A 13081-nucleotide genomic window follows, 5' to 3' on the forward strand; every position below is an offset into this window, starting at 1 on the left:
CGGAAGCCGGTCCGTCGAAAGAATGCGTGTCAAAACAAGGATCTAGAGCCGGTTGTCGTTGACCGCTGCGGTCACGAGCGAGACCGAACTCCACAGGGCGGTAAAGCAGAACAGCGCCGCGAACAGGGCGTAGAACGGGGCCGGGTATTCCGAATAGGTCGGCAGCAGGGGCGGTACGAAGGTCGCCAGATAGATCTGCTGCTTGGCCGCCGCGACCCGGGCACGGTCGAGGATCATCTGCATCGAGGCGTTGAGCTTCTCCGCCACCGTCTGCTCGACCATCAGGCCCTCGTATTCGAGCAGGGCCTGGGTGAGGTTGTGCTCGGAATTCGAGACGATGCCGTCGGTGGTGAGGCGGCCCTGGAGATCCTTGATCTGCCCGTCCAGCGCGCCGAGGGTGGCCACGAGCACTTGGATGCCGCGGCTCTTCTCGTCGAGCTTGGAGTCGCGCAGCACGCGCAGGTCGTTCTCCGCCTTGATCTTGTCCTTGCGCAGGAGCTCGATCGTGGTCACGGTCGCCTCGGCCGACTTGACCGGGTCGATGATGCCCCAGCGGTTGCGGAACTCCTGCATCGCGACCCGCGCCTGCTTCAGACGCTCGAACGACTGCTCGACCTCCTTCTTCGCGTTGACGATCATGTCGCTCTGGGCGCGGCGGGAGATGCTGTTGATCAAGGTCTCGGAGCGGGCGATCACCTCCTTCGAGATCGCGACCGCGTCCTCGGGCTTGAAGGCGCGCACCTTCAGGTGGATCACGCCGGAAATCGCATCGATGTGCGGGATCACCTGCCGGCGCCAGTACCGCACCAGCTTCTCGATCGGCTGACCCGCGCCGTAGCCGGCCCAGAAATCGATCCCGTCCTGAGAGAACATCCGTTCGAGGCCGAGCTTGGCATCGACGGCCTCCACCATCGGCCGGCTGCCGATGTAGTCGCGCAGGATGAAGCTGTCCTGGCTGTTGTGCTTCTGGATCAGGTCGCTGTGCAGGCCGAGTTCGGCGCTGGCCATCGGCTCGACGTTGCCGCGCACGGCGAACTGCGACACGACGATGTATTGCGGACTGGCGATCACGAAGACGTAGAGGCCGACCAGCGCGGTCGGCGCCAGCGCGAACAGGCAGTAGCTGCGGAACAGCCGCTTGGCCATCCGCTCGGGCGGACGCGCCTGCTGCGGCCGCAGGCCGGGCAGCCGGGTCCATTCGAGGCCGCGGCGTGCCCGCTCGACCAGCGCCCGGCCGGGGAACCGGCCCTTGCCCGGGGAGAGCGGCTCGATCGTCTCGGCGTTGCGCCGCAGATCCGGCACGGAGCGCCGGGCAAGATCCATGAGCGACTGGACGCTCGGGCTCGGCCGGACCCGCGTCGCCTGCTTGACCTCGTCGTCGGAACTCATCGAATGGGGGTCCTCACGGATCCGCGGCCGGAGCACACCCGCGCGAGGGGCCTGGCGCCCGGCCACGCGCGATACGCTCGGACCAGACGCTTCGGCAAGCTCGGGGCAGCATCCTGTCTGGTGGTTCAGGTCACGTTCTTTTCGGCCCTTTTTAAGGCGCGGCGATCCGCCGGGATTGCGCCCCGGGCCGGGGGGCTGCGATACCGCCCCCCGAAACGGAGTGCGGCCCGAAGCGAGCAGGGCCGGACGGGGGGACATGTGGGACGGCGGCAGGATCCGGGCGGGGCGGCCCGAGAAGACCGGGTTGAATCGGACCGGGTCGAGACGACCAAGGTGAGGACGGCCAAGGCGGGCTTCTCGGACCTCGTGCTGGTCTGCCGCAAATGCGCCAAGCGCCAGGGCGTGGACCGCAAGCAGCTCGGCCGTGCCGTCAAGCGGGCGTTCCGGCAGGGCGCGCGCGACGACGGCGCGAGCAGGGGCGCCGGCAAGGTCCGGGTGCTGGAGACGGGCTGTCTCGGGCCCTGCCCCAAGCGGATGCTGACACTGGCCACACCGGAATCCCTGGCGCGCCGCCGCGTCATCCTCGTCGATCCGACGCTCGATGCAATCGGCCCCGCGGCACTCACCCTCGCCACCGTGGTGCCGCCGCCGGCCGCACCCGTCGTGGTGTTCGAAATGTCCGAGGCGAGCCCGGCAGCCCCCGCCGATGGAGCCGCCAATGGTTGAGGCCCCCGCCCGCCGTGGGGACGGGCACGAACATTCCTCCTCGGACCGGCCTGCCGAAAGGCCGCTGCCGGAGCGTCTCCTGCGCGGGCTGCTGCGCCGGTTGCCGCTCCTCGGCACCCTGGTCGGGCTGGGGCTGGGCGTCTGGCTCGTCGCCACCAACGATATTGCGGCGATCGGTGCGGCTTTCGGGCGGATCGGTCCGGCGGGACTGGGCGCCATCGTGGGGGTGCGGGCCGTCATCGTGTTGCTGTGCGGGCTCGCCTGGGCGCGGGTGCTGCGCGGCATCCCGCCGTCGGGACGTCACGCCCATCCCGCGACGGCCGCCACCGAGCCCCCTGTCGAGACCGGCGCCTTCGTGATCCTGCGCTTCGTGCGGGAGGGCGTGAACGTGCTCCTGCCGGTCGCCTCGGTGGGCGGCGAGGTGGTGGGCGGGCGCCTGCTGACCTTCTGGGGCCTCGCGGGCAGCCTCGCGGCCGCCTCGCTGCTGGCCGACATGCTGATCCAGGTCGCGACGCAGGTGGCCTTCACCGGGCTCGGCGCCGGCCTGCTCTGGCGGCTGCCGGGGGAGGCCGCCGCCGTGCTCGCGTGGTGGACGACGCAGGCCGCCGCGGTGGCGGTGGTGGCGGTGGCCGCCTTCTTCGCCCTGCAGACGCTGGGTGCGGCCCGGGGGCTGGAACGGCGTCTCGCCGCCCTCGGGCGCCGCTTCCTGCGCTCGGCGGCCCCGGAGGGGGCGAAGCCGGAGGCGGGCGCGGCGGGCATCCTCTCGGTGCAGGAGGCCCTCGATGCGGTCTGGGCCCGCGACCGCCGCGGGCCCATCGCTCAATCGGTCGCCCTGCACGCCGTGGCCTGGGGGCTCGGCGCGGCCGAGATTTGGATCGTGCTGGCCTGCATCGGGGTCGAGGTGAGCCTGACCGAGGTGCTGGTGCTGGAATCGCTCTCGCAGGCGATCAAGTCGGCGGCCTTCGCCGTCCCGAGCGGGCTCGGCGTGCAGGAGGGCGGCTTCGTCGTGGTGGGCGCCCTGTTCGGGCTCGATGCGGGCACCGCCATCGCCCTGTCGCTCGCCAAGCGCGTGCCCGACGTGGCGCTGGGCCTGCCCTCGCTGATCGTCTGGCAGACCCTGGAAGCCAAGCGGGCGCAGGTGCTGCCGCCGCGGTGAATACCGGGTTTCGAAAGGACAAGTCCTTTCGCGGGTCCGGGGCAGAGCCCTGGAAGGGGGCGATTCAGCCCTCGCTCATCGTCAGCCACCCGCGCATCGCCTCGAACGTCGCGATGCCGGCGGCGAAGGCGGCGGCGGCCTCCGCCTCCGGCAACCCATCCAGCCGCTCGCGGAAAGCCCGCCAGAGCGGCCCGGTCGCGCGGCCGCGGCCGGCATAATAGGCCAGCGGCACGCCCTCCCCGTGCAGGCGGGCGACGTGGCGGCCGATGACGGCGCCCCCCAGCGTCGAGCCCTCCAGCACGTAGAGCGCCCCCAAAGCCGCGCCCACCCCGTCGAGACGGGGCGCATCGGGCGCCGGCACGGTGTCGGGCGCCGCGCGATCGAGGGCGCGCAGATCCGCATCGACGGCCGGGAGTCGTCGGCGCGGATCGAAGAAGGCTGCGTCCGCGAGCGCGGCCGCGATCGCCGGCTCATAGGCGGCGTGGAAGCCGCGCAGACGAATCAGCAGAGCCCGGTAGCCGGGCAGCGTCGCCACGCGCGCCTCCCAATCGAGGTCGCGCTCCAGCGCCTCGTGCGCCCCTTGCGTGGCGTCCCGCAGGCGGGCGTGCAGGCTGTCGATCAAGCGAGGCTCAGGCGTGAACGGTGAAGCAGGCGCCGTCGGCGTTCTCGACGTCGAGGCGGGCGCCGATCTGGTCGAGCATGGCCCGGATCAGCTTCATGCCCAGGCCCGTGCCCCGCGCCTTGGCGTTCTCCCAGCCCGGCGGCATGCCCTCGCCGTCGTCGCAGATCCTGAGCCGCACGCCCTCGCCCTCGCCGCCCGCGACGGAGACGCTGATCCGCGCGCCCTTGTCGGGCTTGCCGGCATACTTGAACGCGTTGGTGACGAGTTCGGTGGTGATCAGCGAGAGCGCCACCGCGTGCCGATAGGGCACCATCAGGCCGGGCTCGGCGGTCAGCTCGACGCTGTGCTCGTCGCCGGCCATGCCGGCGAGGTCGCTGCACAGGGCCTGGATGGTCTGGCCGAGATCGACCTGCTCCATGCTCTCGCCCTGGTAGAGGCTGTCATGCACGCGCGCGACGCTCATCACCCGGGCCGAGGTCTCGGAGAAGGCTTGGCGCGCCTCCGGATCGGCGATCTGCCGCCGCTGCATGTGCAGGAAGGCCGTCACGATCTGCAGCGAGTTCTTCACCCGGTGGTCGATCTCGCGGGTGAGCAGATCCTTCTGCTCCAGCAGGCGCTCCTTGTCGGCCAGCAGCTCCGTCAGTTCGTCGATCTTGCGGCGCTGGCGCAGCACCACGCCGTCCACGGCGTCGGCGAGCTGCGCGGCGAGCGCCACCTTCCACGTCGCCCACGGCGTGGAATGGCCGCGCCGCTCCTCGATCCAGCGCTCGAACGAGCGCCGCGGCAGCACCGCCACCGGGCCGCTGCCGGGCAGGACCGGCTTGCGGGGGTCGCCGCCCCAGGTCACGGTGCTCGGCACCTCGGGCTTGAACCACAGCAGCAGGTGCTGGCGCGAAGTGCCGACGAAGGCCGCGAGCAGGCCGCTGGCGATCTCGGTGAAGGCGGCGGCCGGCGCGTGGTGCAGCGTCAGCGTGTCGGTGACGAAGGTGGTCTCGCCGGCCGGCAGGCTCTCCCGCAGCCAGTCGGCCAGCGCGCGCATCGCGGCCTCGGGCGGCGTCGTGCCCACAAGGCAGACGGCCGCGTCCGAAACGATGCCCGCGCCCGTCGCACCGAACAGGTCGAGCAGGGTCGGGGTGCCCTGGGTCAGGGAGGCGACGAAGTCGTCGGACCGGGTGAGCCCGCGCACCAGCCGGCCCTGCACGTCGAGATGGCGCTGGCGCTCGCTCCACAGCGCCTTGCCCTCGATCTCCTGCACCCGCATGGCGAAGGCATCGGTGAGCACGGTCGCCGCCGCGCGGGTCTCCGGCGCGACGTAGTGCGGCCGGCGGTGATGGCCGATCATCAGCCCCCAGAGCCGGTTCTCGACCATGATCGAGATCGACATCGAGCCGTCGACGCCGAGGTTGCGCTGATATTCGAGGTGGATCGGCGAGAGGGTGCGGTTCTGGGCGAAGGTGAGGTCGATCGGCGCGTTGCCCGCGGCCCGGTCGGCCATCAGCGGCACCGGCACGCAGTCGCGGTCGATCACGAAGCGGCTCTTGGCCTTGGTGTAGAGCGCGCGCGCCTGGGCCGGGATGTCGGAGGCGGGAAAGCGCAGGCCGATCAGCGGCCGCTGCCAGTCCGGCACCATGTCCTCGGCGATGGCCTCGCCGTTCCACTCCGCGTCGAACCGGTAGACCAGCACCGATTCGAAGCCGGTCATGGCCCGGATCTCGAGCGCGGCGATCTGGGCCGCCTCGGTCAGGGTCTCGGCGGCGCGCAGCCGCATCATGGCGAGTTCGGCGTCGAGCGGGCTCGCGGCGAGGAAGTCCTCGGGCCGGTCCGGCGCCAGCTCCAGCTCGACGATCACCCGGCCGAGATGGGCGTGCGCCACGAGGTGGAAGCGCTCGTCCCGCGGCGGAAGCGTGAGCGTGCGGCGCAGGAGCCGCCCGTCGGTCAGGGTGTGGGCCGCGAGCCCGTCGCGGATCGCGGAGACGATCGCGCCGGGCAGCACCGCCTCGAGCGCGAGGCCGCTGGGCGGAAACAGTTCGGGCGCCAGCACGTCGGCGGCGTTGGCGCTGAAGGCCAGGATCTCGAGGGTCGCCGCGTCGGCGGCGAACATGACCGCGTTCGGCTGGATCGAGCCGGGGATGTGGATCGGCTCGCGCTCGCACAGGCTCGGATCGACCGGTTCGGCCCGGCTGCGCTGGGCGATCGCGGCCAGCACCGCCTCGCGCGACGGCCCGGCGGCGATCTGCTCCAGCGGCGTGATCGTCAGCCACGTGCCCACGTTCGCGCCGGCCTGCAGGCCGATGCGCGCCCGCAGCGGGGCCGGGATGCGGCCGAACACGAACTCGAAGGCCTGGGCGGCCACGCCCCGGCGCTGGCCGCTGAGGAAGCGGCCGTAGAAGCTCGGCACGTTGGTGCTCGGCACGATCTCGCGGAAGAAGTTGCGCCCGATCATCGCCGCGGGCGGCAGGCCGCACAGCGCTCCCGCAGCCCGGTTGCTGGCGAGCACGATCCCGACGGCGTCGAGGGCGAGAATGCCCACGCCGACTTCATCCCGCTGCTCGGCGGTCAAGGCATCGAGATCGACCGGAAGGTCGACCGGACCACCGTTCGGCCCCACGGCGTGCATCTGCGACGGATCGACCATTACGGCAGCCGGTATGCCTGCCGCGTCCCGGTTAGGCAATGCCGGGTGTGCCTTCGGCACGTGTTTCGGTCTCCCCGAAAGTCGAACCAAGTGTCTGAGAAGCCCTATCTTTGTCTGATAACATACAGTCCTCCGCGACAGAGTGCGTAGCCGGAAGCGACAGCTGCAAAGCGACGACACTGCGTCCCCGCGAAGGCAGGACGATAGCCCGGGCGCGAAATGGTTACTTCAGGTGGTCGACGAGATCCGAGAGCGCCGTGTCGAGGCCCTCTTCCAAAGTGGGATGGTAGAAGGGGCGGTCGCGCAGACGCCGCACGTCCAGCCCGTCCTGCACCGCATAGGCCAGGAGATGACCGAGATGCTCCGCCTCCGGGCCGATCAGCTCGGCGGCGGCGAGGCGCCCGTCGGCCTCCGCGTAGAGGCGGACGCCGCCCTGGGCCCGATCCATCACCCGTGCCCGGCCCTGGTCGCAGAAATCGGCGCGTCCGATGCGGTGATCCGCTTGCGGGTCGAAGCCGCCGCCGATCACGGCGATCTGCGGATCGCTGAACACCATGGTGAGCGCGACCCAGCGCTCCGGCCGCTCGGCCCCCTCGCCGCGTGCGAGCCGCGCGGCATTGCGCCCGGCGATGCGGCCCTGACGGCTCGCCTCGTGCAGAACCGGGCGGTCGGCATTGGCATCGCCCGCGATCAGGATCGGCGCGCCCTCACAAAGCAGCGAGCGGGGATCGTGGACCGGGCCACCCTTGTCGTTCAGGGTCACGCCGGTGTGCTCCAGGCCGATTCCCGAAACGTTCGGCGGACGGCCCGCGGCGGCGAGCACCCGATCGAACGTCTTTTCGCCCTTGTCCCCATCTCCGCTCCAGCCGAGGCGCGCGCCCTCGCCCTCGGTCGCACCGCTCTCGACCTTCGCGCCGAGATGCAGATCGAAGGCCTGCGAGAAGATCTCGCGGGCGGCCCGCTTCAGATCGGGATCGCCCAAGCCCCCGAGGCTGTCGCCGGGGTCGAACACGCTGGTCGCCACACCGAGACGGGCCATGGCCTGCGCGAGTTCCAGCCCGACCGGGCCGGCACCGAGCACGGCGAGCGAGGCCGGCAGATCCTCGATCTCGAACACGGTGTCGGTGGTGAGAACCCGGTGGCCCAGCCCCTTCAGCGGTTCGGGCACGCTCGGGCTGGAGCCCGTCGCCAGCACCGCCGCCTTGAAGCGCAGGCGGGTGTGGTCGCCGATGCGCAAGGCATCCGGCCCCTCGAACACCGCCCGGCCCGTCAGGCGCGTCTCCTGCGGCAGCCCGTCGAGGCCCTTGAACACGGAGGCGACGAAGTCGTCGCGCAGGCTCCGTATTCGCGCCAGCACCGCCGGCCCGTCCACCCGCACGTCGCCGACCCGGACACCGAGCCGATGCGCCTTGCGGGCCTCGTGCGCCGCCTCGGCCGCGGTGATCAGCAGCTTCGAGGGCATGCAGCCGACCCGGGCGCAGGTGGTGCCGCCGGGGCCCTGCTCGATCAGAACGGCGCGGACACCCGCATCGAGGGCGGCGCGGTGGGCGGCGATACCGGCGCTGCCGGCCCCGATCACCGCGACGTCGCAGGAGAGTTCCCGCATCGCTCAGGACGCCATGGTGAGGACGGCGCCGCCATCGACGCGCAGGTTCTCGCCCGTGATGAAGCTCGCCTGCTCCGAGCACAGGAAGGCCACCGCCGACGCGACCTCCTCGACCCGGCCGCGGCGCTTGACGACGATGCCGGGACGCTTTTCCTCCAGGAAGCTCTCGACCGCCTCGTCGAAGGAGACGCCGAGTTCCCCGGCGCGCTTCTCCATCATCGCGTCGGTCATCGGCGTGGCCACGAAGGCGGGCGCCACCGAGTTCACCAGCACTCCATCCGGCCCGTACGCCTTGGAGAGGCCCTTGGTCAGGTTCATCAGGCCGGCCTTGGCGGCGCAGTAGGGCAGTTCTTCGACATAGGGCTGCACCGCGTCCTCGGAGGTGAAGAAGACGATCCGACCCCATTTCTGGGTCCGCATCCCGGGGATGAAGGCGCGCGCCATCCGGACCGCCGCCATCAGGTCGGCCTGGATCGTCGACATCCAGCCCTCATCGTCGATCTCCAGGAAGTCGCCGGTGGCGCCGGTGACGCCGGCGGCGTTGACGAGGATGGTGGGTGTCTCGCCGAAGGCCTGCTCGGCGAAGTCGCGCAGCTTGCGTGCCCCCGCATCCGACGAGAGGTCGGCTTGGCACGCCTTCACCGGGCCGAGCGCCGCGAGCCGCGCGGCCGCCTCCCCCAGTTCCTGCTCCTTCAGGTCGGAGAGGACGACTTTGACGCCTTCGCGCAGCAGATACTCCGCGCTCGCGTAACCCATGCCGGAATCGCCGCCGGTGATCACCGCGACGCGACCGCTGATGCCGAGATCCATGAATCGATCCTCTTCCTTGGCGGCGTCCGGTTCGACCGTGCGCCCTCGGCGCGGCGACCATTTGCTAAAACCGCGGGCCAACGGGGGGCGTCGGGGATCGTTCCAATCCGGCCTAGGACTGCGGCGATCCGACCGTTCGCGCGAAGGGACGAAACGAGGCCGGGGCCGCCTGACACCGCGGTGGCGTTGGGAAGCGGCATTCCAAAAAGTCTTTGCGCGGACCGGCGACGCACGGCACCTTCCGCGTCCCGACGTCCGAGAGGCGAACAGGGAAAGCGACGATGAGCGAGACCGACACGACGTCACCGGCCGTGCCCCCGAAGGGCGGCGTGGTCGCCTATCTCACGCTCGACGGTGCCCTGCGGGCGGCCGAGTTCTACCGGAACGCCTTCGGCGCCACGATCGTCGCCTCCATACCGCCGGACGAGAAGGGGCGGACCATGCACGTCCACCTCGTCATCAACGGGACTTCGGTGATGCTCTCCGATGCCTTTCCCGAATACGGCCACGCGCTCCAGACGCCGCAATCGTTCAGCCTGCTCCTGCCGGTCGAGGACATCGCCGCATGGTGGAACCGGGCGGTCGCGGCAGGCGCCGAGGTGGTGATGCCCTACCAGGAAATGTTCTGGGGCGACGTCTACGGGCAGCTCCGCGACCCGTTCGGCGTGATCTGGGCGATGAACCAAGCCAAGCCCCCCGCCTGAGGGATGGAGGACACAGTATGAGCGACGCCGACGATCCCCGCGACCTCGTCCTCACCCGCCTGATTCCGGCACCCCGCCGGGCGCTCTGGCGCGCCTGGACCGAGCCGGAACTGGTGAAGCGCTGGTTCGCCCCGAAACCCTACACGACGCCGGTCGTCGAACTGGACCTGCGGCCGGGTGGGTCGAGTTTCATCGTGATGCGCAGTCCCGACGGGCAGGATCTGCCTAACCGGGGCGTCTATCTGGAAGTGGTGCCGGACACGCGCCTGGTCGTCACCGACGCCTATCGCTCGGCCTGGGTGCCGTCCGAGAAACCGTTCCTGATGGTGATCCTCACCTTCGCGGATGAAGCCGGCGGCACCCGCTACACGGCACGCGCCCGCCACTGGACGCTGGAGGACCGCCAAACGCACGAGGCGATGGGGTTCGAACACGGTTGGGGCATCTGCGCCGACCAGTTGACCGAGCTGGTCCGGGACCTCTGAGGACGCGGCGGGCGGTGATCGACGTCCAATCCCGAAACCGGGGGTGACCGGGGCTCGACGGAGGGCACGCACCGCGAGCCGAAATCGGCGCGGAATAGACATTCGGGCGCGCGTTCGAGCCTGTGCACGACCTCCGTGCGACAGCGGGAAGCGACCGATGCGTTTTGTCCGGATGCTTGCAGCCGGCGTGGTGTTCGGCGGTGTCCTGGCCGGCAGTCCGGTCGGAGCCGCGGATCGGCATCCCAACCCCCGCCACCACGATCATCATTTCCACGCACATCACCCGGCCCGTCAGCGCCACGACCATAGGCATCTGCGCGGCGAGCACAGGAAGCGCGGCCGCGCGGCGACCAACCGGCGTTGACGCAGCGCCGCCGCCCGGCACGGCCGGGCGGCGGCTACGATCGATCGATGGGCTCGCCTCAGGCCGCTTCGCCCAGGCACCAGGCCAGGATGCCCTTCTGCGCGTGCAGGCGGTTCTCGGCCTCGTCGAACACGACCGATTGCGGGCCGTCGATCACCTCGGCGGTGACCTCCTCGCCGCGATGCGCGGGCAGGCAGTGCATGAAGAGCGCGTCCTTGGCCGCGGCCTTCATCAGCGCCGCATCCACCCGGTAGGGCGAGAGCAGGTTGTGGCGGAAATGCTCGTCGTCGTCGCCCATGGAGACCCAGCAATCGGTGACCACGAGATCGGCCCCCTCGACCGCCGCGTAGGCGTCGGTGGTGGCGTTGACGCGGGCGCCCTCGCGCTTGGCCCAATCGACGAGGGCCGGCGGCATCGCCAGTTCCTGCGGCGCGGCGACGTTGAGGGTGAAGTCGAAGCGGGCGGCGGCGTGGACCCAGCTCGCCAGCACGTTGTTGGCGTCGCCCGACCACGCGACCGTGCGGCCCTGGATCGGCCCGCGATGCTCCTCGAAGGTCAGCACGTCGGCCATGATCTGGCAGGGATGCGAGGCCTTGGTCAGTGCGTTGATGACCGGCACCTCGGCATGCTCGGCCAGCTCCATCACCAAGCCGTGGTCGAGGGTGCGGATCACGATCGCGTCGACGAAGCGCGACAGCACGCGGGCGGTGTCGGACACCGTCTCGCCGCGGCCGAGCTGCATCTCCTTGCCCGTCAGCATCAGGGTGTCGCCGCCGAGTTCGCGCATCGCCACGTCGAAGGAGACGCGCGTGCGGGTCGAGGGCCGGTCGAACACCATCGCCAGCATCTTGCCGGTGAGCGGTCGCTCCGCCGCGCGCTGGCCCTTCACCCGCGCGCGCTTCATCGCGGCGGAGAGGTCGAGGACACCGCGCAGGGTCTCGGCGGAGAAATCCTTCAGGTCGAGGAAGTGGCGGACATGCGGGCCGCTGCCGTTCAGGGTCGTGGTCATCTCAATATCTACGCTCGCGGTGCCGCCCTCAGAGTGCCTCACGAAATGCCCGAATACGGACCGTGCCCGCCTTTTGGCGCGACGGTGCAACGGGCATTTCGTGAGAGATCACTCAGGCGGCCCCGCGCATCTGCGCCTCCAGATCGGTCGCCGCGGCCTCCAAACGGGCCACGGCCTCGTCCACCTCCGTCTCGCCGACGATCAGCGGCGGCAGGAGGCGGACCACGTTGTCGCCGGCCGGGATCACCAGCAGGTGCCGCGCGCGGGCGGCCGCCGTGAACTCGGTGTTCGGCAGGTTGAGCTTCAGGCCCCGCATCAGCCCCTGCCCGCGCAATTCGGCGAAGACGCGGGGGTGCCGGTCGATCAGGCCCGCGAGCTTCTGCGTCAGCAGCAGGTCCATGTGCTCGACATGCGCCAGGAAGCCGTCTCCGAGCACCACGTCGAGCACCGCGTTGCCCACCGCCATGGCGAGCGGGTTGCCGCCGAAGGTGGTGCCGTGGGTGCCGGCCGTCATGCCGCGCGCGGCCTCGGCGGTGGCGAGGCAGACGCCGAGCGGGAAGCCGCCGCCGATGCCCTTGGCCGCGCTCATGATGTCCGGCGTGACGCCCGACCATTCGTGCGCGAAGAACTTGCCGGTGCGGCCGACGCCGGTCTGCACCTCGTCCATGATGAGGAGCAGGCCGTGCGCCTCGCAGAGCGCGCGCAGGCGCCGCAGGGTCTCGCCGGGGATCACCCGCAGGCCGCCCTCGCCCTGGATCGGCTCGATCATCAGGGCGGCGGTCTCCGGGCCGATCACGGCTTCCAGCGCGGCGAAGTCGCCGACCGGCACCTGATCGAAGCCCTCCACCTTCGGGCCGAAGCCCTCGATGTACTTCTGCTGGCCGCCCGCCGCGATGGTCGCGAGCGTGCGACCGTGGAAGGCACCCTCGAAGGTGACGATGCGGTAGCGCTCGGGGTGGCCGCCCGCCGCATGATACTTGCGGGCCATCTTGATGGCGGCCTCGTTGGCCTCGGCACCGGAATTGGCGAAGAAGGCCACGTCGGCGAAGGTCGCGTCCACGAGCCGTCGGCCCAGCCGCTCCCCTTCCGGGATCTGGAACAGGTTCGAGGTGTGCCAGAGCTTTTGCGCCTGCGTGGTCAGGGCCTCGACCAGGTGCGGATGGGCGTGGCCGAGCGCGTTGACGGCGATGCCGGCACCGAAATCGAGGTAGCGGTCGCCGTCCTCGGCGACCAGCCATGCGCCCTCGCCTCGCTCGAAAGCGATCGGGGCGCGGGCATAGGTCGGCAGCAGGGCGGAGGTCACGCGGGTCCGTCTCCTCGGGCTCGATCCAGGGAACGCCATGGCTCCCGAAGTCGCCAAAAGAAAGTGCCGCCTCGGGGGACGGGCGGCACGCGCGCGATTACTAAGAAACGAGGGGCTTCTGTCAATCGCAGGACGGCGCCGGGGCGGCCCGCGGCACCGCGATCCGCCCGAAATCGACGCGCCGCGGTGCCGTCCGGCACCCACTTTCCGGGTTCAGGGTGCCTCACGAAACGCCCGGCCACCGATCGCCTCCGCTCTGGACACGTCGGCGC

General features: G+C 70.8%; 11 protein-coding genes. 4 read left to right on the forward strand and 7 right to left on the reverse strand.

Annotated elements, in window-relative coordinates; genetic code table 11:
• Positions 1-42: 42 nt before the first annotated feature.
• Entirely contained in the window at positions 43-1389 is a 1347-nt protein-coding gene (locus tag E4V01_RS04750) for a capsule biosynthesis protein (RefSeq protein ID WP_135297557.1), read from the reverse strand.
• A gap of 258 nt (positions 1390-1647) precedes the next feature.
• Here E4V01_RS04750 and E4V01_RS04755 point away from each other — a divergent pair, with 258 nt between their 5' ends.
• Both E4V01_RS04755 and E4V01_RS04760 read left to right on the forward strand, forming a co-directional pair.
• Entirely contained in the window at positions 1648-2115 is a 468-nt protein-coding gene (locus tag E4V01_RS04755) for a (2Fe-2S) ferredoxin domain-containing protein (protein WP_135297558.1), read from the forward strand.
• Entirely contained in the window at positions 2108-3271 is a 1164-nt protein-coding gene (locus tag E4V01_RS04760; RefSeq protein ID WP_135297559.1) for a lysylphosphatidylglycerol synthase domain-containing protein, read from the forward strand. The genes E4V01_RS04755 and E4V01_RS04760 overlap by 8 nt, the downstream gene beginning before the upstream one ends.
• A 64-nt stretch (positions 3272-3335) precedes the next feature.
• Here the strand turns inward: E4V01_RS04760 and E4V01_RS04765 are convergent, their stop codons facing one another.
• The 4 genes from E4V01_RS04765 to E4V01_RS04780 all read right to left on the reverse strand — a co-directional run bounded on the left by E4V01_RS04765 (position 3336) and on the right by E4V01_RS04780 (position 8944).
• Positions 3336-3893 carry a biliverdin-producing heme oxygenase gene (locus tag E4V01_RS04765; protein WP_135297560.1) on the reverse strand — a complete coding sequence of 186 codons (558 nt, stop codon included), beginning with the start codon at positions 3891-3893 and terminating at the stop codon, positions 3336-3338.
• A gap of 7 nt (positions 3894-3900) precedes the next feature.
• Positions 3901-6528, reverse strand: a complete 2628-nt coding sequence (locus E4V01_RS04770) for a histidine kinase dimerization/phosphoacceptor domain -containing protein (RefSeq protein WP_135297561.1) — start codon at positions 6526-6528, stop codon at positions 3901-3903.
• Between the two features lie 223 nt (positions 6529-6751).
• Entirely contained in the window at positions 6752-8134 is a 1383-nt protein-coding gene (locus tag E4V01_RS04775) for a dihydrolipoyl dehydrogenase (RefSeq protein WP_135297562.1), read from the reverse strand.
• A gap of 3 nt (positions 8135-8137) precedes the next feature.
• Positions 8138-8944: an SDR family NAD(P)-dependent oxidoreductase gene (locus E4V01_RS04780; protein ID WP_135297563.1), complete on the reverse strand. Its 807-nt coding sequence runs from the start codon at positions 8942-8944 to the stop codon at positions 8138-8140.
• A gap of 281 nt (positions 8945-9225) precedes the next feature.
• Between E4V01_RS04780 and E4V01_RS04785 the strand changes: the two genes are divergently transcribed.
• Together E4V01_RS04785 and E4V01_RS04790 are read left to right on the forward strand one after the other, a co-directional pair.
• On the forward strand, positions 9226-9648 hold the full coding sequence (locus E4V01_RS04785) for a glyoxalase/bleomycin resistance/extradiol dioxygenase family protein (RefSeq protein WP_135297564.1): 423 nt from the start codon (positions 9226-9228) through the stop codon (positions 9646-9648).
• Between the two features lie 17 nt (positions 9649-9665).
• The gene (locus E4V01_RS04790; RefSeq protein ID WP_135297565.1) at positions 9666-10133 is read left to right on the forward strand and encodes an SRPBCC family protein; all 468 of its coding nucleotides are present in this window, start codon (positions 9666-9668) and stop codon (positions 10131-10133) included.
• Between the two features lie 422 nt (positions 10134-10555).
• Here E4V01_RS04790 and argF read toward each other — a convergent pair whose 3' ends face one another.
• On the reverse strand, positions 10556-11506 hold the full coding sequence (gene argF / locus E4V01_RS04800; protein ID WP_060771323.1) for an ornithine carbamoyltransferase: 951 nt from the start codon (positions 11504-11506) through the stop codon (positions 10556-10558).
• Between the two features lie 112 nt (positions 11507-11618).
• Positions 11619-12809, reverse strand: coding sequence for an aspartate aminotransferase family protein (locus tag E4V01_RS04805; protein ID WP_135297567.1), 1191 nt, complete (start codon positions 12807-12809; stop codon positions 11619-11621).
• Positions 12810-13081 lie beyond the last annotated feature (272 nt).

The sequence above is a fragment of the Methylorubrum sp. Q1 genome, from assembly GCF_004683995.1.
Classification (GTDB): domain Bacteria; phylum Pseudomonadota; class Alphaproteobacteria; order Rhizobiales; family Beijerinckiaceae; genus Methylobacterium.

What these genes read in the sequence shown, in the direction of transcription:
- E4V01_RS04785 (WP_135297564.1), top strand. Translation starts at nt 9,226, where the DNA reads ATGAGCGAGACCGACACGACGTCACCGGCCGTGCCCCCGAAGGGCGGC.
- argF (WP_060771323.1), bottom strand. Translation starts at nt 11,506, where the DNA reads ATGACCACGACCCTGAACGGCAGCGGCCCGCATGTCCGCCACTTCCTC.
- E4V01_RS04750 (WP_135297557.1), bottom strand. Translation starts at nt 1,389, where the DNA reads ATGAGTTCCGACGACGAGGTCAAGCAGGCGACGCGGGTCCGGCCGAGC.
- E4V01_RS04775 (WP_135297562.1), bottom strand. Translation starts at nt 8,134, where the DNA reads ATGCGGGAACTCTCCTGCGACGTCGCGGTGATCGGGGCCGGCAGCGCC.
- E4V01_RS04760 (WP_135297559.1), top strand. Translation starts at nt 2,108, where the DNA reads ATGGTTGAGGCCCCCGCCCGCCGTGGGGACGGGCACGAACATTCCTCC.
- E4V01_RS04770 (WP_135297561.1), bottom strand. Translation starts at nt 6,528, where the DNA reads ATGGTCGATCCGTCGCAGATGCACGCCGTGGGGCCGAACGGTGGTCCG.
- E4V01_RS04780 (WP_135297563.1), bottom strand. Translation starts at nt 8,944, where the DNA reads ATGGATCTCGGCATCAGCGGTCGCGTCGCGGTGATCACCGGCGGCGAT.
- E4V01_RS04790 (WP_135297565.1), top strand. Translation starts at nt 9,666, where the DNA reads ATGAGCGACGCCGACGATCCCCGCGACCTCGTCCTCACCCGCCTGATT.